15 protein-coding genes are annotated in these 21,673 nt (G+C 70.4%); 8 read left to right on the top strand and 7 right to left on the bottom strand.

What is annotated here, in order from left to right:
• Positions 1–7: 7 nt before the first annotated feature.
• Positions 8–1,003: a sugar phosphate isomerase/epimerase family protein gene (locus ACFQRJ_RS02690; RefSeq protein WP_377016769.1), complete on the bottom strand. Its 996-nt coding sequence runs from the start codon at positions 1,001–1,003 to the stop codon at positions 8–10.
• 71 nt (positions 1,004–1,074) lie between these two features.
• On the opposite strand from ACFQRJ_RS02690, the gene eis reads away from it, so the two are divergent.
• Positions 1,075–2,328 (top strand): enhanced intracellular survival protein Eis, encoded by a 1,254-nt coding sequence (gene eis, locus ACFQRJ_RS02685; protein ID WP_377016767.1) that lies wholly within the window; start codon positions 1,075–1,077, stop codon positions 2,326–2,328.
• Between the two features lie 174 nt (positions 2,329–2,502).
• A complete protein-coding gene (locus ACFQRJ_RS02680) occupies positions 2,503–3,123 on the top strand; it encodes a thymidine kinase (RefSeq protein ID WP_377016765.1) in 621 nt (206 codons plus the stop codon).
• Between the two features lie 87 nt (positions 3,124–3,210).
• On the opposite strand, the gene ACFQRJ_RS02675 is transcribed toward ACFQRJ_RS02680, so the two are convergent.
• On the bottom strand, positions 3,211–3,639 hold the full coding sequence (locus ACFQRJ_RS02675) for a hypothetical protein (protein ID WP_377016763.1): 429 nt from the start codon (positions 3,637–3,639) through the stop codon (positions 3,211–3,213).
• A 275-nt stretch (positions 3,640–3,914) separates the two neighbouring features.
• Between ACFQRJ_RS02675 and ACFQRJ_RS02670 the strand changes: the two genes are divergently transcribed.
• A complete protein-coding gene (locus tag ACFQRJ_RS02670) occupies positions 3,915–7,388 on the top strand; it encodes a bifunctional proline dehydrogenase/L-glutamate gamma-semialdehyde dehydrogenase (protein ID WP_377016761.1) in 3,474 nt (1,157 codons plus the stop codon).
• 141 nt (positions 7,389–7,529) lie between these two features.
• On the top strand, positions 7,530–8,864 hold the full coding sequence (locus ACFQRJ_RS02665) for a glycoside hydrolase family 76 protein (protein ID WP_377016758.1): 1,335 nt from the start codon (positions 7,530–7,532) through the stop codon (positions 8,862–8,864).
• A gap of 69 nt (positions 8,865–8,933) precedes the next feature.
• Here the strand turns inward: ACFQRJ_RS02665 and ACFQRJ_RS02660 are convergent, their stop codons facing one another.
• Together ACFQRJ_RS02660 and ACFQRJ_RS02655 are read right to left on the bottom strand one after the other, a co-directional pair.
• Positions 8,934–10,322 carry a UTP--glucose-1-phosphate uridylyltransferase gene (locus tag ACFQRJ_RS02660; protein WP_377016756.1) on the bottom strand — a complete coding sequence of 463 codons (1,389 nt, stop codon included), beginning with the start codon at positions 10,320–10,322 and terminating at the stop codon, positions 8,934–8,936.
• Between the two features lie 97 nt (positions 10,323–10,419).
• A complete protein-coding gene (locus tag ACFQRJ_RS02655) occupies positions 10,420–10,911 on the bottom strand; it encodes a hypothetical protein (protein WP_377016754.1) in 492 nt (163 codons plus the stop codon).
• A gap of 181 nt (positions 10,912–11,092) precedes the next feature.
• Here ACFQRJ_RS02655 and metG point away from each other — a divergent pair, with 181 nt between their 5' ends.
• Entirely contained in the window at positions 11,093–12,892 is a 1,800-nt protein-coding gene (metG, locus tag ACFQRJ_RS02650) for a methionine--tRNA ligase (RefSeq protein ID WP_377016752.1), read from the top strand.
• Between the two features lie 86 nt (positions 12,893–12,978).
• Complete coding sequence (locus tag ACFQRJ_RS02645; RefSeq protein WP_377016750.1) at positions 12,979–14,256, top strand: Fic family protein; 1,278 nt, start codon at positions 12,979–12,981, stop codon at positions 14,254–14,256.
• Between the two features lie 55 nt (positions 14,257–14,311).
• Here the strand turns inward: ACFQRJ_RS02645 and ACFQRJ_RS02640 are convergent, their stop codons facing one another.
• Complete coding sequence (locus ACFQRJ_RS02640) at positions 14,312–15,811, bottom strand: MDR family MFS transporter (protein ID WP_377016748.1); 1,500 nt, start codon at positions 15,809–15,811, stop codon at positions 14,312–14,314.
• Positions 15,812–16,164: 353 nt separating this feature from the next.
• Here ACFQRJ_RS02640 and ACFQRJ_RS02635 point away from each other — a divergent pair, with 353 nt between their 5' ends.
• A complete protein-coding gene (locus tag ACFQRJ_RS02635) occupies positions 16,165–17,637 on the top strand; it encodes a sugar porter family MFS transporter (protein ID WP_377016746.1) in 1,473 nt (490 codons plus the stop codon).
• Positions 17,638–17,798: 161 nt separating this feature from the next.
• On the opposite strand, the gene ACFQRJ_RS02630 is transcribed toward ACFQRJ_RS02635, so the two are convergent.
• Both ACFQRJ_RS02630 and ACFQRJ_RS02625 read right to left on the bottom strand, forming a co-directional pair.
• Entirely contained in the window at positions 17,799–19,667 is a 1,869-nt protein-coding gene (locus ACFQRJ_RS02630) for a transketolase (RefSeq protein WP_377016744.1), read from the bottom strand.
• A gap of 141 nt (positions 19,668–19,808) precedes the next feature.
• Complete coding sequence (locus tag ACFQRJ_RS02625; protein ID WP_377016742.1) at positions 19,809–20,594, bottom strand: PIG-L deacetylase family protein; 786 nt, start codon at positions 20,592–20,594, stop codon at positions 19,809–19,811.
• A gap of 88 nt (positions 20,595–20,682) precedes the next feature.
• Here ACFQRJ_RS02625 and ACFQRJ_RS02620 point away from each other — a divergent pair, with 88 nt between their 5' ends.
• Complete coding sequence (locus tag ACFQRJ_RS02620; protein ID WP_377016740.1) at positions 20,683–21,660, top strand: SDR family oxidoreductase; 978 nt, start codon at positions 20,683–20,685, stop codon at positions 21,658–21,660.
• Positions 21,661–21,673 lie beyond the last annotated feature (13 nt).

Here is a 21,673-nt window from a genome sequence, read left to right as displayed (position 1 = left end):
GGCTGCCTCAGGGGGTGTCGGATTCGACGTCGGCCCCGTTGCTCCCGTCGGCCCCCTTGGTCCCCTCGTCCAGATGGTGGCCCAGGTGGTGGCGGGCGAAGGCCAGGCACTGGCGGAGGATCTGCTCGCGGCCGTCGGCGTTGCCGCTGGTGCTGACCTCGAGCAGCACGGAGCCGTGCCAGCCGCGGTTGGCCAGGCGCCGCAGCACCTCGGCGCAGGGCTGGTTCCCCTCCCCCGGCGGCAGGTGCTCATCCTTGGTGGTGCGGCCGGACCCGTCGGCGAGGTGCAGATGGCTCAGCCGGTCGCCGAGGCGGTCGATCATCTCCAGCGCATCGTCGCCCGCGGTGGCGGCGTGGGAGAGGTCGACGGTGACGTGGGCGTAGTCCTCGTCGGTGGGGTCGTGGTCAGGAAGGTAGGTCATCAGTTCACGCACGCCGAGGCGCCACGGGTACATGTTCTCCACCGCGATGTCCACGCCGTACGTCGCCTCCAGCTCGGCGACACCCTCGACGAACTCGCGGGCGTAGCGGCGCTGCCACCGGAACGGCGGGTGCGCGACGACCGTGTCGACCCCCAGCTCCTGCGCGATCTGGACGGTGCGCTCGACCTTGACCCAGGCGTCGCGGCCCCACAGGCCCTGCAGGAAGAACAGGGTGGGCGCGTGCAGGGACAGGATCGGCAGGCCGTAGCGCTCGGAGTACTCCCGCAGGAGCTCGGGATCCTGACTGTCCTTGGGGTAGGAGACCATCACCTCGATGCCGTCGTACCCGATCTCGGCGGCCAGCCGGAAGCACTCCTCGACCCCGGCCGGGAACACGGACGAGGTCGACAGCCCCACCGGGATCCGGCGCTGGGGGTCCTGCTCGCTGCGAGGGTCGCCGGCGGACAGCCGCTTGTACAGAGCGTCCCGACTCGCCTGCCCGGCGCGATTGGGCCGCGTATACGGTTTGCGTGCGCCATTGCGCGGCGCGCTCCTCGCGCGGCGATCACGGCGTGGGCTCACGGTTGCTCCTCAACGGTCGGCGGCCGGCGGCCGCAGACAGTATGCAACAGGCCCCGCCTAGACTCGTCGCCATGCGCCTTCGAGATCTCACGGCCGACGACTACGTCGCCTATCGGACCATGACCGCCGGAGCCTTCTCGGGCCGGTTCACCGACATCGAACCGCAGCCGTTCGATCCCGGCGAGACGGCGATCGGCATCGACTCCGAGGAGCTGCCGGGCGGGGTCCAGGGCGTGCTGGCCGCCGGCGCCCGCATCCGCCACGACCGCATCACGCTGGGCGGGGGCGTCGCCCGTTGCGGGGGGATCGGCGGCCTCGCGGTCCATCCGGCCCACCGCGGCGGCGGTGTCTTCCGGGAGCTGTTGACCGGGGTCATCGCCCGATGCGCCGGGGAGGGGATGGCGCTGTCGATGCTGTACCCCTCGAACCCCTCGATCTACCGCCGGCTCGGCTACCAGGTGGTCGCCTCCATGCAGAAGCTGATCGTGCCGCTGGTGGACCTCCAGAGGCTGCCTGCCGTCCCCGATCGGCGGCTGGTGCCCGTGACCGAGGAGACCATGCCGCGTCTGCGCGCCGTGTACCGCGAGCTCAGCGCCGGCGACAACGCGATGCTGCTGCGGGAGCCGCCGCTGTTCCCCGAGACCCTGCCCGGCGATGGCTGGTCCGCGCTGCTGCTCGAGGACGCCGAGGGCACCGACCACGGCTACATCTCCTGGACCCGCAGGGGCGGCGAGCACGACGGGGTCGGTCTCGACGTCCACGAGATCTTCGGCCGTACTCGGGGGGACCGCATCGCACTGCTGCGCTCCCTGGGTTCGTGGTCGACGGTGACCGAGCTGGCGCGGCTGCGGGTGCGCACCGAGGACCCGGTGCTCGATGCCCTGCCGGGCGGACGCCTGCGCCCCGATCCCGGAGTGCTGCCGCTGGTGATGATGCGGGTGATCGACACCGCAGCGACTCTCGAGTCCCGACGCGCCCCGGCGGGTCTGGGCGGCGCGGTGCGCCTCACGGTCGAGGACGACACGGTCCCGGCGGGGACCTGCCGGTCTGCGGGGAGCTGGATCGTCTCGGCGGCCGACGGGAACATCACGGCCGTCTCTGCGGGATCGACCGACTCTGCGGGATCGACCGCCGCGCCCTCGGATTCCGAGGTGCTGGGTGAGGTGCGGCTGGACATCCATGCCGCCTCGCTGCTGCTCGTGGGCGGCCGCACCGTGGCCGACGCCCGGCGGCTGGGACTGAGTCTCAGCGCCGATGCGCCCGCGGAGCGGTTCCTCGACGCTCTCCTGGCCGGGCCGCGCCCGAGCGTCATGGACGCCTTCTGAGCAGCGTCATCCAGGCGTTCTGAGCAGCGTCATCCGCGCCTTCTGAGCAGAGATGCCCGATCCGGCGCCGGTCGCGGCAGAGGGCATCGCGCCCGTACTCTGACGGCTCCGCCCGCCGCGCCGGCCCGCCCCTCGCCGGTCACTGTCCCCGCCCTCACCTCGGAGCTCTCCCGCATGGCCAAGCTGCACTTCAAGTACGGAGCGATGAACTCCGGCAAGTCCGACACTCTCATCAAGACCGCCTACAACTACGACGAGCGCGGTCTGGCCACGATCACCGTCAAGCCGGTCCTCGACACCAAGGGCGAGGACTGGGTGGTGGCCCGAGGCGGCGCCCAGCGTCGGGTGGACGTGCTGGCGCATCCCGGGCAGGATCTGCGCGAGCGTGTGCACGCCGTGGCCGATCAGCGGGGACTGCGGCCGCTGCACTGCGTGCTGGTCGATGAGGGGCAGTTCCTCGATCCGGTCCAGATCGATCACCTGTTCCGCATCGCCAAGCAGGACGGCATCTCGGTGATCTGCTACGGCCTGCGCACCGACTTCCGCACCCACATGTTCCCCGGCGCGGCGCGCCTGTTCGAGCTCGCGGACAACGTCGAGAAGCTGCCGACCATGTGCCGCTGCGGCTCACAGGCCGAGTTCAACTGCCGTGTGGTCGATGGCCGGCACGTCTTCGAAGGTGACCAGGTGGCGATCGATGATCTCGCGACCGGCTCGGTGACCTATGTGTCGTTGTGCGGGCCGTGCTTCATGCAGGAGCAGCAGACTGCGGGCGTCTCCGTGCTCGGCGGCTGACGCCGGGGCCGCACTGACCGCGGCGCACCGGAGATCGGTCCGCCGCCCGGGCGTGCCGGGCAGCGGACCGAGTCGCCCAGAACGGACTCAGGAGCTGAGCGGGCGGCCTTCGCCGACCTCGCCGTCTCCGCCGACGTCCGCGGGCTCCTCACCGGACGCCGAGCCCGTCGAGGAGGCGTCCGTGGCGTCCGCGGCGTGGGAGCCGGAGTCCTTGCCCAGGCGCTGTTTCGCCGAGGTGGCGGTCCCCTCCGCCTTCTCCTTCGTCGCCGACGCCGTCTCCTGGGCCTTGCCCTTGACGTTCTCGGCGACCTCGGGGGCCTTGCTCTTGACCGTCTCGGCGGTGTCATGGGCGACCCGCTCCGCGGTCTCCTTGGCCTGCGCGGTCCGGCGCTGGACTTCCGGATCCTCCGCGACCTGCCGCGCGGTGCGCTCGAGGGACTCATAGGGGCCGCGCCCCGCGCGGGAGCCCACCACGAACCCGATCGCGAGTCCGGCCAGGAAAATGAACTTCTTCATCACTGCCTCCAGGGATCCTCGGGGTTGTGCTCCGCATGGTGTCACAGGCCACCCAGGGGCTCGCCATGCCTTGACCGAGCGGTTCAGCGCGCGCTGCCCCGTCCCCGATCCGTCCCATCCTGGTCACAGGACCTCCACCGCGCCGGTCCCCTGCGCGTGCGCACGCCCCACATGGAAGCCCTACGATCGTGTCCGAGGGCGATGGCGCCCTCTGCCGAGATCTCACCGTCCCCACGTCCACCGTTCCTGGCACGGTGACAGAGGAGAGGACCACGTTGTCCCCGTCATCCCCGCCGCACGCCCCGCGCTCCGAGCGCCGCTCCACCACGCTGACCATCGAGGACGTCGCCGCTCAGGTCCGCACCTGGCTCGAGGCGGCTCGCGAGCGCCCCGTCCCGGGCCCCGCCAGGCTGCTGTCCGACCTGCTGCGCGACCCGCAGGGCCTGGACTTCACGCTGTCGTTCGTGGATCGCGTGATCCGCACCGAGGACCCTCGCGCCGCCGCGGTCGAGCTGCGCCGTCTGGCCCAGGATCCACCGGCGTTCCTGCCGCCGGCATTGCGTCGCGTCGTGGCCCTGGGAGGTACCGGCTCGCGGGTGGCACCGTCGGTCGTGGTGCCGACCGCGCGGGCCGCGATGCGCGCGATGGTCTCCCACCTGATCCTCGACGCCCGCAGCGGCCCGCTGTCCCGCTCGATCGCCCGTCTCACGGCCGACGGGACGAAGCTGAACATCAACCTGCTCGGCGAGGCCGTGCTCGGGGCGCAGGAAGCGGCGCGCCGGCTCGAGGGTGTGCGCGAGCTCGTCGCTCGAGACGACGTCGGCTACGTGTCCATCAAGGTCTCCTCGATCGTGGACCACCTGCCCCTGTGGGCCGCCTCCCAGACCGTCGACCACATCGTGGAGACGCTGCTGCCGCTGTACCTGGACGCCGCCCACGAGGACGAGCCGACCTTCATCAACATGGACATGGAGGAGTACCACGACCTGGAGCTGACGCTTCAGGTCTTCGAGAAGCTCCTGGACCGTCCCGAGCTGGCGCATCTGCGCGCCGGCATCGTGCTGCAGGCGTACCTGCCCGATGCTCCCAGCGCGATGGCCCGTGTGCGCGCCTTCGCCGAGCGCCGCGTCGCGGCCGGCGGCGCGCCCGTCAAGGTGCGGCTGGTCAAGGGTGCGAACCTGGCGCTGGAGAAGGTGGACGCCTCGATCCACGGGTGGACGCAGGCTCCGCTGCTGACCAAGGAGCAGACCGACGCCCAGTACAAGCGGATGCTGATGGAGGCGCTGGACCCGCAGCGGCTGGAGGCCGTGAACCTGGGCGTGGCCGGCCACAACCTCTTCGATGTGGCCTTCGCGCACCTGCTGATGCGCGAACGGGGCATCCCGGCCGGTCCCGGCAGCGGCGTCGAGTTCGAGATGCTCGCCGGCATGGCACCCGGCCAGCAGGCCGTCGTGCGTGAGGCGACCGGCACCATGCGGCTGTACGTGCCCGTGGTCCACCCCCGTCACTTCGATGTGGCCGTCTCCTACCTGGTGCGTCGGCTCGAGGAGAACGCCTCCTCGGAGAACTTCCTCTCGGCCGCCTTCGAGCTCGACACCTCACCAGAGCTGTTCGACCGCGAGGAGCTTCGCTTCGCGCGCGCCCTGGACCGGGCTCTGCGGACGACGTCCGTGCCCACTCATCGCGACCAGGACCGGGGCGCCGAGAGCGACGCCGGTCCGGCCCAGCTCGGGTCCCCGGCACTGCCCGCGGTCCCCGGGGCTTTCCGCAACACTCCGGACACCGACATGTCCACCGCGCCCAATCAGGCGTGGGCCGAGCGGATCACTCATCGCGTACGCGCCTCCACGCTCGGTGAGGACGAGGTGCGCGCGGCGCGCGTGGAGAGCGTCGAGGGAGTCGGCGAGGTCATCGGCCGCGCCCTGGACGCCCAGCACGGGTGGGCGGCACTCGGTGTCGAGAAGCGTGCGATGGTGCTCCGTCGCGTCGCGGGCACCCTTGCCGCTCACCGCGCGGAGCTGCTCGAGGTGATGGCCTCGGAGACCGGCAAGACGCTCGACCAGGGTGACCCCGAGGTCAGCGAGGCCATCGACTTCGCCCTGTACTACGCGGAGCAGGCCGAGCGACTGGACGCCCTGAGTGACGTGCGCTTCTCACCGCGTGCACTGACTCTGGTCACGCCGCCCTGGAACTTCCCGGTCGCGATCCCCACCGGCGGCACACTGGCGGCGCTGGTCACCGGCAGCGCCGTGATCATGAAGCCCGCTCCGCAGGCACGCCGCTGCGGAGCACTCATCGGCCGGCTCCTGCTCGAGGCCGGTGTCCCCGAGGGCGTGTTCACCCTCGTCGACGTGCCCGAGAACGAGGTGGGCCGGGCGCTGGTCACCGATCCCCGGATCTCCCAGCTCATCCTGACCGGCGCCGCCGACACGGCCGCGATGTTCGCCTCGTGGCGGCCCGGGCTGCGGATCCTCGCCGAGACCAGCGGCAAGAACGCAATCGTGGTGACCCCGCATGCCGACCTCGACCTCGCGGCCAGCGACGTCGCCGCCAGCGCCTTCGGTCACGCCGGGCAGAAGTGCTCGGCCGCCTCACTGGTGATCGCCGTCGGCTCCGTCTCCCACTCGCGCAGGTTCTCCGCCCAGCTCGCCGACGCGGTGCTGAGCCTGCACGTCGGCGAGCCGAACGACGGCACCGTGCAGATGGGGCCCGTCATCGAGCAGCCCGGCGAGAAGCTCGCCTCCGGGCTGACCGAGCTCGGGGACGGGGAGACCTGGCTCGCCAGGCCACGTCAGCTCGACGACGAGGGGCGCCTGTTCACCCCGGGTGTCCGCACCGGCGTCGAGGAGGGCTCCGCCTTCCATCTCACCGAGTACTTCGGACCGATCCTCGGTGTCATGCATGCCGACACCCTCGAGGACGCGGTGCGCCTCCAGAACGGCACCGACTTCGGCCTCACCGCGGGGCTCCAGTCGCTGGACCCCGACGAGATCGCCTGGTGGAGCCAGCATGTCGAGGCGGGCAACCTGTACGTGAACCGGGGTATCACCGGAGCCGTGGTCCAGCGTCAGCCGTTCGGCGGCTGGAAGCGCTCCTCGATCGGGCAGACCGCGAAGGCCGGCGGCCCCAACTACCTCGTCCATCTCATGGACGCCTCCGATCCCGAGGACGTCGCGGCCCGCGACGAGGCGGCATGGCTGGAGGATGCACGCCACTCGGATCGCCAGTACTGGGCCGGCACGTTCGCCCCGCGCGACGTGCAGGATCTGCACGGCGAGATCAATGTGCTGCGCCACCTGCCGATCCCCACACTGGTGCGGGCCGCCGCGGGCACCCGTCCCGTCGACCTGCAGCGGGTGCTGCACGCCGCCGCGACCGTCGGCGCCGAGATCGAGGTGTCCGTCGCGGATCGGGAACTGGTGCAGGTGGCCCTGGCGGCCGGCGTCGCGGAGTCCCGGGTTCGGCTCGAGGACTCCGGCGCCTTCGCGGAGCGGATCCCCGCGGTCCCGCAGCCGCGCATCCGTCTCATCGGGCACGCCGACGAGGCGCTCCGCACCGCGATGGCCGCACACACCGAGATCGCCCTGTTCACCGGAGCGGTCGTCGCCAGCGGCCGGGTCGAGCTGCTCTCGTTCCTGCGCGAACAGGCCATCAGCGCCACCGATCATCGCTACGGCAACCCACTGCCCCACCGGCTGGACCTCACCGGTGGTGCGGGCTGGTCGCGCGGTCCGGCCCCGACCGGCTGAGCCGCGGGAGCCGGGCGCAGGACCCGGTACCGGACATCTCGGGCGTTCAGGAACGTTCCCGGGGAAGCTGGTGCGCTGCGTCACAGAAGGCTGTAGCGTGGATCGGCCCCCTCCCCCGAACGCACACAGAGGTGCTTCTCCATGACTGACCAGGGTTTCCCCGCCGCACACCGTCGCTCGGCCCGAGATGCTCCCGGCAGCTCCGGCCCCTCGCGACGCGGCATGCTCGCCGCCGGCGCGGTCACGGGCACCGCCGCCCTCGCCGCGGCCCCGTCGGCCCTCGCGGCGCCGACGCCGCCCGCAGTGACCGTGCCGGCCGAGCAGCCGGCCCCGGACGGCCGGCCGGTGCCGCCGAAGGAGGCGGCCGCTCGGGCGGTCGCGGCGACCGACGCCCTGCTGACATACTTCGCCGCCGAGAACGATCCGGACATGCTCCTGGAGCAGTACCCGCGCCAGGAGGGCGATCCGGAGTTCAGCTATGTCTGGCCACTGTCCCAGGCCCGCGCCGCCGTGACCGAGCTGATCGCCGCGTTCGCCAAGGGCGGCCCCAAGGTCGATACCGGCGACCTGGACCTCGACGCGGCCGACGCCTCCCTCATCCGCGCCCAGGAGCACTACTGGTACCCGCAGGGCGGGACCACCGGGCTGCCCGGGTACACCGCGGCCACGGACTCGGAGCAGGGCGCCCACGGCGACTTCTTCTACGACGACAACGACTGGATCGCGCTGATCGAGATCGAGCAGCATCTGCTCAGCGGCGGCGAGAAGGGCGACCTCGACCGTGCCCGCCAGCTGCTGGACCTGTTCCGCTCCGGGGAGTCCACCGACCCGAGCCTGGCCTCCCCCGGTGGCATCGAATGGACCCAGGGTGACTGGAACCAGGATCGCAACACGGTCTCCACCTTCCCCTCCGCCAAGGTCGCCCTGCGCCTCCACCAGATCACCGGTGAACAGCAGGCCCTCGAGGACGCTCTGCGCTGGATGGACTGGGGACGCTCGACCCTTCTGGCTCCCGAAGGTCTGTACTGGGACAACATCAAGCCCGACGGGGAGATCGACCGCACCTTCTGGGCGTACAACCAGGGCGTGCCGCTGGGCACCGAGGCTCTGGCGTACCAGATCACCGGCGACCGGGAGCATCTGGACAACGCTCTGAGCCTGGTGGAGGCGATCATCGCTCACTTCCAGCCCTTCGAGGAGGGCGGCGAGCTCGATGCACAGCCCATCCAGTTCTCCGCCATCATGCTCTCGAACCTGCTGATGGCCGAGTCGATCCTCGGTGGCGAGGTCCAGGGTCGCGCGATTACCCAGGCCTACGCACAGCGACTGTGGGAGAACCGCCGCGATCCCGAGACCGGTCTGGTGACCGATTCGCGCGAGAGCGAGTCCGGAGTGCACCTCCTGGACCAGGCCGGCTTCGCCCGCAGCCTCGCCCTCGCGGTCATGCCCCGTCCGCTCTGGCAGCACCTGAGCTGACCCGCGGCACGACGAGACACGCACGCGGGGTCCTGGCCGACGCTGAGCGGCCAGGACCCCGCGCCGCGGTCAGGCGTTGCTGATGGAGCCGACGCGGGCGCCCTCGGGCACCTCGCCGCCCTCTTCACCGAGCACGGCGTCACCGATCACGGAGACGTCTGCCCCGAAGGTCCAGTCCCCCTGGACATCGAGACTCTTCGCCTCCCGCAGCGAGGGCACGCCCTGGGGGAAGCGCAGCTCGAAGTCCTGGATCAGCTTGTAGGGCTCCGGGGCGAGCGTGATCGTCGGGGCGGAGTCGACCTGCTGGACCAGCGCGGCGCGCCCGTCCAGGGTGTACGCGTCGGAGCGGACCAGCATCAGGTCGCTGGTGGACTTCACCGGCAGGAACCGATCGCGGCCGACGACGATCGCGGTCGCCCCCTCGAACACCTCGATCGCCGCGCCCATCGCGGATTCGATCTGGTAGACCTTCGGGCTGGTCTTGTCGGCGGGATCCACGGTCTTCTCGTTGCGGATCAGCGGCAGCCCCATCACGCCCTGTCGCTCCTCGAGCACGGCGGACAGCTGCTCGAGGTCGAACCACAGGTTGTTGGTGTGGAAGAACGGATGACGGTGCTCGTCGGTGAAGTAGTCCATCTCCTCCTCCGGCGTCTGCGCGGTGTCACGCAGGATGAGCCGCCCGTCGGACTTCCGCACGGCGAGATGTCCGCCCTTGCGATCCGCCGGGGTGCGGGGGCACAGCTCGGCGGCGTACGGGGCTCCGGTGGAGGCGAACCAGGCCGCCAGGACGGGACTGGGCACGGTGCCGAGGTTGTCGGAGTTCGAGACGGAGGCGTACTTGAAGCCGGCATCCAGCAGCTGCTGGAGAACGCCCGAGGTCTGCAGCGCGGTGTAGATGTCGCCGTGGCCGGGCGGGCACCATTCCAGCGCCGGGTCCTGCGGCCACTGGACCGGGGTGAGATCGTCAGCTCGCAGCTTGGGTTCCTTGTTCTGCAGGAAGTCCAGCGGGAGGTCGCCGACGGGCAGGTCGGGATACTTCTCGAGCACCGCCAGCGTGTCCTCGCGGGTGCGGAAGGAGTTCATGAAGATCAGCGGCAGCCGGGATCCGGTCCCCTGCCGCGCCGCCAGGACCTGCTCGACGATGATGTCCAGGAAGCTCTTGCCCTCACGCACAGGCAGCAGGGACTTCGCCTGGTCCAGCCCCATCGAGGTGCCGAGGCCGCCGTTGAGGTTGATGACGGCGAGCTGATCGAAGACCTGCTTGGCGTGCGCCGGATCGATGGTGACGTCCTCGAGGCGGGGCGGATCGAGGTAGGGCTCGATCGTGTCCTCGGGGATCGTTCCCGTCACGCCCTCCTCGAGCTGACCGTAGTAGTGGGTGAAGACGTCGATCGCGGTCTGCGCGACTCCGTCGTCGGCCATCTTCTTCTGCGCTGCAGAGAGTCCTTCAGTGCTCATGGCCACAGGGTATCGGGCTCCCGTCGCCGCAGCATCGCCGACGCCGACCATCCGATCGACGCGATCCGGTGCGTGCTCGCGGATGCCGCGTCCCGGCTCACTCCTCCGGGTCGGGCCAGTCCAGATCGTTCGCGGCGACCCAGTCGATCGCACCGCTGAGACGGTCCGGCGCGGCGGCGAAGTCCTCGAGCACCCGGAAGGCCAGCTCACCGCTGATGAACGTCCCCATCGGCACCTGTGCCTGATTCGGCTTCACCAGGAACCCGTGCAGCAGCTGCCGGTTTCCCACGCTCATCACCGTCGGCTGCAGGCGGCCGTCCGCCTCCACGCGGCTCCAGGCCAAGGAGAACCCGCGCCCCGGGTAGTACTCGTAGGAGAGCGTCGGGCCGTGGGGACGCTTGGGGAGGGTGCTGAGGACATCGGCATCCTTGGCCGAGGCCGCGGTGACGAACCCGTCGGAGCCGAACTCCGCATCGTCCTCGTCACCCACCAGGAAGAACGGCCGCAGCTCTGCCACGTCGTACTCGTGGCGCCCCGAGGCCGGGTCGCCGCCGGGCAGATAGACGTGCGAGGTGTGGACACGGGGCATGGGTGCTCCTCGGGAGTCGTCGGCGGCCGTCAGCGGGCTGGCCGCCGATTCTGCCATCCGGGCGGGCGCCGGCACCGTGCTGTCCACACCGTGCTGTCCGCGCCGCCCCGCAGACGCTTCTGTGCACCGCGCCGAGCAGGTCGTCCGCGCGGGGGCGAGCTTGTTCGTAGACTGGTGCGCTATGAGCACAGTCCTGTCCGCGGTCGCCTGGCCGTATGCCAACGGTCCCCGCCATATCGGCCATGTCGCCGGTTTCGGCGTCCCCTCCGACGTCTTCTCGCGCTACATGCGCATGGCCGGTCACGACGTGCTCATGGTCTCCGGCACCGATGAGCACGGCACGCCGATCCTGGTCGCCGCCGACGCCGAGGGCGTCAGCGCCCAGAAGCTCGCCGACCGCAACAACCGCCTCATCGTCGAGGACCTCGTCGCCCTGGGACTGTCCTATGACCTCTTCACCCGCACCGTCACCCGTAACCACCAGCAGGTGGTCCAGGACATGTTCGTCACCGTGCGTGACAACGGGTACATGATCGAGAAGACCACCTCCGGTGCCATCTCGCCCTCGACCGGGCGCACTCTGCCGGACCGCTACATCGAGGGCACCTGTCCCATCTGCGGCGCCGGCGGCGCCCGCGGCGATCAGTGCGACAACTGCGGCAATCAGCTCGACCCCACCGACCTCATCGACCCCGTCTCCCGCATCAACGGCGAGACCCCGCAGTTCGTGGAGACCTCCCACTGGTTCCTGGACCTCCCGGCCCTGGCCGGCGAACTGGGCCGGTGGCTGGACGAGCGCGAGGGGACGGGTCTGTGGCGACCCAACGTGATCCGATTCAGCCAGCACATCCTCGAGGACATCAAGCCTCGTGCGATGACGCGCGACATCGACTGGGGCATCCCGGTGCCGGGCTGGGAGGACCAGCCGAACAAGCGCCTGTACGTCTGGTTCGACGCCGTGGTCGGCTACCTGTCCGCCTCGATCGAATGGGCGCGCCGTTCCGGTGACCCGGAGGCCTGGCGTCGCTGGTGGAACGATCCGGACGCCCTGAACTACTACTTCATGGGCAAGGACAACATCGTCTTCCACTCCCAGATCTGGCCGGCCGAGCTGATCGCGCAGAACGGCGCGGGCGACAAGGGCGGCGAGCCCGGGACCTTCGGGGAGCTGAACCTGCCCACCGAAGTCGTCTCCAGCGAGTTCCTCACCATGGAGGGCAAGAAGTTCTCCTCCTCCAAGGGCGTGGTGATCTACGTGCGCGACGTGCTGGAGCGGTACCAGCCCGACGCGCTGCGCTACTTCATCTCGGCCGCCGGTCCGGAGAACCAGGACGCCGACTTCACGTGGGTCGACTTCGTCTCCCGCACCAACAACGAGCTGGTCGCGGGCTGGGGCAACCTCATCAACCGCACCGCCGCGATGATCGCCAAGAACGTCGGGGAGATCCCGGCGGCCGGTGAGCTGGAGGAGATCGACGAGCGTCTCCTGGCGGCGATCCGAGAGGGCTTCACGACCGTCGGCTCGCTGATCGAGGCCCACCGTCAGCGCGCCGCGATCGCCGAGGTCATGCGGCTGGTCGGCGAGGCCAATCGCTACGTCTCCGAGACCGAGCCGTTCAAGCTCAAGAGCGAGGAGCAGCGGCCGCGGCTGCTGACGGTGCTGCACGTGCTCGCCCAGGCCGTCACCGACCTCAACACGATGATGGCCCCGTTCCTGCCGCAGTCCGCCAACGCCGTGGAGAAGGCGCTGGGCGGGGACCGCCAGATGGCGCCGATGCCCCGGATCGAGGAGGTCGAGGATCTCGACGGCGGCCCCGGGTACCCGATCATCACGGGTGACTACACCGACGTGCCGGCGTGGGGACACCGTCCCGTCGCGGTCGGGCAGACGGTCGTCAAGCCCACCCCGATCTTCGTCAAGCTCGACCCGGCGGTCGCGGAGCAGGAGCTCGAGCGCCTCGAGGCGGCGGCGGAGGACTGATCCCCGGCCGGGCCGGGGCACCGGAACGGTACAGAGCGTAGGCTTGCTACTTACAGTTTCTCGAGAACTGTCAGTAAGGGGCCACCATGGGGACAGATCATTCGCACGCCGACGCCGCCTCGCCGATGACTTCGAGCCTCCCCGTGCCGCCGATCGGTCAGCGGGCGGGTACCTGGACCGTGCCCGATACCGGACTGCACTCACGGCGGGCGAGGACCGCGGGCACCGGCAGGTACCACGCCGCCGTGCCCGCTCGGCTCGCCGAGAGCGACTGGCGCGTCCCCTCCGATCTCGCGGCCGACGTGGCCGACGCCGAATCCGCTCTGGTGGCCCTGGACCGCGACGCCGCGACCTCGCTCCCACAGACCGGCGACGCGTCGCCATCACGGGGACCGGTCCTCGGTCCGATGAGCGCGATCCTGCTGCGCACGGAGTCGGCGTCGTCCTCGCAGATCGAGGACCTCACCGTGGGCGCCCGCCAGCTGGCCCTCGCCGAGCTGCAGGAGTCGGCCAGCGCCAATGCCCGGGTGGTGGTCGCGAACGTGCGTGCCATGGAGTCGGCGATCGCCCTGTCGCGCCGGCTGGATGTCGGCGCGGTGCTGACGATGCAGCACGCCCTTCTCGGCGAGGACGCGGTGCACGGACAGAGTGCCGCCGGGCTGCGCGAGCAGCTCGTATGGATCGGCCGCAACGGCCATTCACCCGTCGGCGCCGTGTTCGTCGCCCCGGAGCCCGCGGACGTCCCCGCGGCGATGGAGGACCTGATGGCGTTCGTCGGCCGTGAGGACCTGCCTGTGCTGCTGCATGCGGCGCTGGCGCACGCACAGTTCGAGACGATCCATCCCTTCACCGACGGCAACGGTCGTACCGGTCGCGCGCTGGTGCACGCCATGCTGCACGGGAAGGGACTGCTCTCGACCCTCGCGCCGCCGATCTCCGCCGGCCTGCTGCGGGAGCTGGAGGGATACACCGACTCGCTCACGGCGTTCCGCGCCGGGGATGCACGGCCGGTGGTCGAGCGCTTCGCGCAGGCGGCCCGATACGCCGCCGCGACCGGCCGGCAGCTCATCGGCTCGTTGTCGGCGCAGCTGGATGGTGACCGCCGCCGCCTGGGGGGTCTGCGCCCCCAGGCGGCGGGGTGGAGGCTGCTGCCGCTGCTGGTGGGACAGCCGGTGCTCAACGCCGCCTATGTGCGCTCTGCGCTCGGCACGTCCGACACCACCGCGCAGCGGGCCATCTCGCAGCTCGCCGACGCTGAGATCCTCACCGAGCGGACAGGCGCCTCGCGGAACCGCGTTTGGCAGCACTCGGGGATCCTGGACATCCTCGATGAGTACGCCGAGGCGATCCGGCGCCCCGGGTGAGCGCCGCCCGGGACCGCGGGGATCCCGAGCCGCAGGCTCCCGGGCCGCGAACGGCTCAGTGGCCCGCGGGCTCCGGGATCTCGTCGAACTCCTCCGGCTTGCGGACGAACCAGGCGAGCACGACCGGCACCAGCACGATCATCGCCGCCAGCAGGAACGCAGTGCGGGCGCCCGGGGCACCGGCCGCCGCCGTCTCCAGGCCCTCGGCCTGACCCGCGTGCAGGACGCTGGAGTACAGCCCGATCAGCATGGCCACACCGACGGCCCCGCCGACCTGCTGCAGCGTGTTCAGCGCGGCCGAACCGTGCGAGTACAGCTTCGGGACCAGCGAGCCCAGCGACGCCGAGAACAGCGGCGTGAAGGACATCGCAAGGCCCACCGACATACCGGCCTGGACGATCATCAGCACCACCACCGGGGTGCCGTGCGCGGTCATCGAGTAGAACAGCAGCGCCCCGGCGATCAGCAGCGTGCCCGGCACCAGCAGGGTCCGAGGGCCGCGGGCGTCGTAGACGCGACCCATCACCGGGCCCAGCAGGCCCATCAGGATGGAGCCGGGCATGAGGATCAGGCCGGAGGTCACGGCGTTCAGACCGACCACGTCCTGCAGGTACAGCGGCAGCAGGTTCAGCGTGCCGAACATCGCCAGCGCCACGATGCCCATGATGACGACAGCGAGGGTGAAGTTGCGCGAACGGAACACGCGCAGGTCCAGCAGCGCGGCGCCGGAACGCTGCAGGACGATCTGACGCCAGGCGAACCCGGCCAGGACCACCGCTCCGAACACGAGCAGGATGACGCCGGTGCCGATGGCGGACGTGCCGGGAATCGTGGCGGCGGAGATCTCCGCGCCTTCGGCGGAGCCGAACAGACTGAGCCCGTAGACGATGGTGCCGAAGGACAGGGCCGACAGGACGATCGAGAAGATGTCGATCGGGGCGCGGGTGGACTCACCGAGGTTCGTCATCCAGCGAGCGCCGAGCAGCAGCGCGACGATGGCGATGGGCAGCACGATGCCGAACAGCCAGCGCCAGCCCAGGGTGTCCAGGACGATGCCGGACATCGTGGGGCCGATCGCCGGTGCGAGCGAGATGACCATGCCGACCCGGCCCATCATGCGGCCCCGCGAGGACGGGGGCACGACGTCCATGATCGTGGTCATCAGCAGCGGCATCATCACGCCGGTGCCTCCGGCCTGGATGATGCGGCCGGCCAGCAGCATCGGGAAGCCGCTGGCGACCATGCACACCAGGGTGCCCACGGCGAACGTGGTGATCGCGGCCAGGAACACCTGGCGCGTGGTGAACCGCTGCAGGATGAAGCCGGTGGTCGGGATGACCACGGCCATGGTGAGCATGAAGGAGCTGGTCAGCCATTGACCCAACTCGGGCGGCAGGCCGAGATCCGCATTGAGGTGCGGGATCGCGATACCCATCGTGGTCTCGTTGAGGATGGCGACGAACGCCGCGACCAGCAGCAGCCAGATGACCCGCATTCCCTGCGGGTTGATCTGGGGCTGGGAGGGCGGCGCGGTGGCGGTGTCGGTCGTAGTCATGCGACTCCTGCACGGTCAGCGCACCCCGGCGGAGGCCGCCGACGTGCGGGAGGGGTAAAGAAAGGTGGTGGCACGGGCGGCCATGGCAGAGCGACGGCCCGCCGCCACGGGCCGGGCCGGAACTCCGACACTTCGACAACCGCGTCAGGGCTCAGCCTATTCCCGGCCAGCGCCGCCATGCCGAGGGAATATCGGTATGACCCCGGACACATCCGGCGGGACCCGGTGGGGATCCGCCCCGGTGGTGGTCCCCCTCGCGACGCCTCGACCGTCCGGTCTTGATCCCCACGCCACGCATCGGGGGCCGGTAGCCTGGCCCGGCTCATCGTCCCCGCACGGGAGGCAGCTGTCCCATGTCCTCAGCAGATCAGCCCACCGGCTCGTCGAGCGAGACGCAGGCTACGCACCTGAACCCGAAGGTGATCGTGATCAGCGTGGCCGCCGCAGTCGGCGGATTCCTCTTCGGTTTCGACACCTCGGTGATCAATGGTGCCGTCGATGCGCTCTCCGCCGACTTCGAGCTCGGCGCGGGCCTCACCGGCTTCGCCGTCTCCTCCGCTCTGATCGGGTGCGCCGTGGGCGCATGGTTCGCCGGCAGTCTCGCCAACCGCTACGGGCGCATCACCGTCATGGTGGTCGCCGCGAGCCTCTTCTTCGTCTCCGCGCTCGGCTCGGGCTTCGCCGTCGGGGTCGTCGACCTCATCATCTGGCGCATGATCGGCGGGCTGGGGGTCGGCGCCGCGAGCGTCATCGCCCCGGCGTACATCGCCGAGGTCGCACCGGCCCGATTCCGCGGCCGCCTCGGGTCGCTGCAGCAGCTGGCGATCGTGCTCGGCATCTTCGTCGCGCTGCTGTCCAACGCGCTGCTGGCCGGGGTCGCCGGCGGCGCGGCCGAGACCCTGTGGTTCGGGGTCAGCGCCTGGCGATGGATGTTCGTGATCGAAGCGATCCCGGCCGCCGTCTACGGCGTCATGGCCCTGTTCCTGCCCGAGTCCCCCCGCTTCCTGGTGGGCAAGGGCGAGCGCGACAAGGCCTCCAAGGTGCTCTACGACTTCACCGGTGAACTCGATGTGAACCTGAAGATCCAGCAGATCCAGCACTCGCTGGAGCGCGAGAAGAAGGAGAGCTTCCGCGATCTGCTCGGGGGCAGCTTCGGTCTCAAGCCGATCGTGTGGATCGGCATCCTGCTCTCCCTGTTCCAGCAGCTGGTGGGCATCAACGTCATCTTCTACTACTCCACCACGCTGTGGCGCTCGGTCGGTTTCGAGGAGTCCCAGGCGCTGCTGACCAGCACCATCACGTCCGTCATCAACATCCTCGCCACGATCCTCGCGATCATCCTGGTGGACAGGGTCGGCCGACGGATCATGCTGCTCGTGGGATCCGCCGGGATGACCGTCTCGCTCGGGGTGATGGCGCTGGCCTTCTCCTTCGCCCACGCCACCGACGGCGCCGAGAGCGTCACGCTGGAGCAGCCCTGGTCGATCATCGCCCTGATCGGCGCCAACTCGTTCGTGATCTTCTTCGGCACGACGTGGGGCCCGCTGGTGTGGGTGCTGCTGGGAGAGATCTTCCCCAACCGGATCCGTGCCTCCGCGCTGGCCGTGGCGGCCGCCGCGCAGTGGGCCGCGAACTGGGCGGTCTCGACCACCTTCCCGATGCTCTCCAACATCGGACTGACCTTCGCCTACGGCCTGTACGCGGCGTTCGCCCTGGTCAGTTTCCTCTTCGTGTTCCTGCGGGTGCCGGAGACCAAGGATCGCGAGCTCGAGGACATGGACGACCTGAAGCTCGGCCGGGAGCGCAGCGGCTCCAGCAGCACCTGACCCGCCGCATGCAGAGAGCCGCCCCTGATCCATGATCAGGGGCGGCTCTTCGTCTGAGTCGGTCCGTCTGCGCCGGTCCGTCTTCGTCGGCCCGCTCCGTGCGCCGGGGACTGCCTCACCGGTCGTCGACAGGACGGCGCTGGCGCAGAGGACGGCGGCTCTCAGGCCTCCAGCAGGCTCCGGGCCGCGCTGGCGATGTGCTCGGCGTCGATCCCGGCCCACCCGAGCAGCTCCGCCGTGGTGCCGGAGCCGGGCACACCGTCGACGGCGAGGTGCTCGAAGTGGAGATCATTGATCGGCGCAGTCGCCAGGGCCGCCAGCACGGCGGCGCCGAGGCCGCCCTCGTGGTGATGGTCCTCGACCACCACCACGCGACCACCGGTGGCCTCCACCGCCGCCCGGATCCCTTCCACGTCGATCGGCTTGATCGAGTACGCGTCGATGACACGGGCACGGGTGCCCTGCTCACCGAGGGTCTCCGCCGCCGAGAGCGCCTCGTGCACGGTCACGCCGGCGCCGATGATCGTGACGTCGTCGCTGTCGGAGCTGCGCACCGTCTTGGACCCGCCCACGGGGAAGGTCTCCCCCGCCTCGTACAGGACGGGGTAGCCGCCGCGAGTGGTGCGGAGGTAGCTGACGCCCGAGGTGGCCGCCATCTGCTCGACCAGCGCGACCGTCGACGTGGCGTCGGAGGGGTACAGCACGGTCGATCCCTGCGTCGCGGTGAACAGGGCGAGATCCTCCAGCGCCATCTGGGAGGGACCGTCGGCTCCGATCTCGACGCCGGCATGCGAGCCGACCAGCCGCAGGTCCGCCTGGGAGACCGGGGCCATGCGGATGAAGTCCGCCGCGCGGGTGAGGAACGCCGCGAACGACGAGGCGAAGGCGACGTATCCGCGCGTGGACAGGCCGGTGGCGGCGGCGACCATCTGCTGTTCGGCGATGAACATCTCGAAGAAGCGGTCCGGGTACTCGTCGACGAAGGTGGCGGCACCGGTGGAGTTGGAGACCTCGCCGTCCAGCGCCACCACGCGCTGGTCCGCCGCCGCGACGGCGGCCAGGCCCGCACCGTAGGCCTTGCGGGTGGCGATCTCCTCGCCCTTGTCGAACGTGGGCAGCTCGACCTGGCCGGTGCTGAGGTCGGGGCGCTGGACCTCGGGCGGCTTCGGGCCGCGCACCTGCAGGTTCCGCTCGCCGCCGAGCTCCTCGATCGCCTCGCGGGACTTGTCCTCCGGCAACGGCTTGCCGTGCCAGTCCAGGGCGTCCTCCATCGGCGTGTAGCCCTTGCCCTTGACGGTCTTGGCGAGGATCACCAGGGGACGCTCGGGGTCTTCGTCGATCAGGGCGAGGGCCTCGTCGATCTGCTCGAGGTCGTGCCCGTCGATCTGGACGGCGCGGGCGCCGAAGGCCTCCACCCGTGCGGCGTAGGTCTCCAGGTCCCAGCCCAGGGCGGTCTCACCGCGCTGGCCCAGCCGGTTGACGTCGACGATGGTGACCATGTTCGTCAGCTCGTAGTGGGACGCCGTGGCCAGCGCCTCCCACATCGAGCCCTCGGCCATCTCGCTGTCGCCGCACAGCACCCACACGCGGTAGGGGGCCTTCTCGAGGTACTTGCCGGCCAGTGCGATGCCGACCGCGTCGGGCAGGCCCTGTCCGAGGGAGCCGGTGGCGACGTCGACCCAGGGCAGTGCGGGGGTGGGGTGGCCTTCGAGCCGATGATCGAAGCGGCGGTAGCCGTTCATCAGTTCATCGTCGGAGACGACTCCGACGGCCTTGTACACCGAGTACAGCAGCGGGGAGGCGTGCCCCTTGGAGAAGACCAGGTGGTCGTTTCCGGGGGCATCGGGCTGATCCCAGTCGTAGCGGAGGTGCCTCGAGGTCAGCGTCGCCAGGATGTCTGCGGCGGACATGCTCGAGGAGGGGTGCCCGGAGCCGGCGCTGGTGGAGGCGCGGACGGAATCGACGCGCAGCTGCGCGGCGAGCTCGCGGACCTGGTCGAGGTCGGAGTTCTCCTGGATGGACGTGGTCATGTCTTCTCCTTCCCGGACCCCGGGGCGGAGAGTATCGGGACGCCGCCGACGGGTCCGTGGCTCGTCGTCCTGTGTGCTGATAACCCTAGGAGCCGGATCCCGGTGCGGCAATGCCGCGGTGCGACCAGGCGGTCAGAGCCGTCACGCCGTCGGCGGTTCCAGGCCGCCGAGGTCGTGGACTCGCAGCGTGACGGCGTACTCGGCGCCGGCCGCCTCTCCCCCGGCCCGCAGGATCTCGGGGATGAAGTCGCCGGGGGCCGGATGGCCGGTGACGTGCTCGAGGTAGGCCTCGTGGGCGCCGAGAGAGGCGACGGCGGCCCGGACGTGATCGCCGTCGACGGTCTTGGCGTGCGTGGGCTCGGGATGGCCGACCACCAGGAGGGCGCGCGCCTGCCAGGGGGCGAGTGCCTCGTGCTCATGCAGTTCGCGGAAGACCCAGGGATTGGCGGCATCCCGGGTGCCGTCGGCGGCGCTGAGCCCGGCGGCGCGGTGATCGGCCTGGTTCAGGCTGCCGTAGGCCTCGAGGTCGAAGTTGGCGGTCAGCACGAGGTCCGGGCGTACCTGCCGCACCGTCCGGGCGACGTCGCGGCGCAGGGCGAGGCTCGGCTCGAGCATGCCGTCGGGGTGCTCGAGGATGCGCAGGTCGCCGACGCCGACGATGTCGCAGGCGCGACGCTGCTCCGTCGCCCGCAGCGGGGCGATGATCTCGGGGGCATCGGCCATCCCGGCCTCGCCGCGGGTCAGCAGCAGATAGGTCACCTCGACGCCGGCTGCCGTCCACGCGGCGACCGCGGACGAGGCTCCGTACTCCATGTCATCGGGATGGGCCACGATGCACAGCACCCGGCGCAGATCATGCTCGGGCAGCGGCGGCAGCGGGGACGGTTCCGTGGTCAGGGTGCCGCCGGGCGAGGGGTCGGTGGGCATCTGTGCTCCTCAGGACTGTGCAGGGCTGCGCATGACTGCGCGGGGCCTGCTCTCACCGTAGCCACCAGGGAGCACCGACGGTAGCGTGATGAGCATGCGTATCCTGCTCATCGGTGGAACCGGAAACATCAGCTCCTACGTCACCCGGGTCGCGCTGGAGCGCGGCCATGAGGTCACGGTCCTCAATCGTGGGCGCTCCCCCGTGCCCGAGGGTGTGGAGACGCTCGTCGGGGATGCCGGGGATCCCTCCTCGCTCGAGGCGGCTGTCGGCTCCCGGACCTTCGATGTGGTCGCGAACTTCCGTGCGTTCAGTCCGCAGCAGGCGGCCGACGACATCCGCATCTTCGCGGGCCGCACCGAGCAGTATCTCTACATCTCCAGCGCCTCCGCGTATCAGAAGCCGATCGCGCAGCTGCCGATCGTCGAATCCACCCCGCTGCGCAACCCGTTCTGGAAGTACGCCCGCGACAAGATCGCCAGCGAGGACCTGCTGGTCGCGGCCTACCGGGAGACGGGATTCCCGATGACGATCGTGCGGCCCAGCCACACCTACGGCCCCTCCCTGATCCCCCTGGAGGGCAAGTGGGCCACCCTCCGGCGCATCCTGGACGGCCGGCCGATCGTGATCCACGGCGATGGCACCAGCTGGTGGACGCTGACGCACTCCCATGACTTCGCCAGGGCCTTCGTGGGCCTGTTCGGCAATCCCCACGCCATCGGCCAGGCTGTGCACATCACCAGCGATGAGTCGCTGACCTGGGACCAGATCGCGCGGCAGCTCGGCCGCGCCCTGGGACGAGAGGTCGACATCGTCCACGTGACGTCGGAGGCGATCGCGCGGGAGATCCCGTCGATCGGGCCGGGCCTGGTCGGCGACAAGGCCCATTCGGTCCTGTTCGACAACTCCCGCATCAAGCAGCTGGTCCCCGGCTGGGAAGCGACCACACCCTTCTCCGAGGGTTCGCGCGAGATCGTCGAGTGGTACCTCACCGACGATCTGCGCCAGGAGACCGACCCGGAACTGGATGCCGCGCTGGACCGGCTGATCGAGCGCTACGGGGCCTGAACCGGCGCGCGCC

The sequence above is a fragment of the Brachybacterium sp. GCM10030252 genome, assembly GCF_042666535.1.
Lineage (GTDB): Bacteria > Actinomycetota > Actinomycetes > Actinomycetales > Dermabacteraceae > Brachybacterium.
This window is presented reverse-complemented; position numbering and strand designations above follow the sequence as displayed.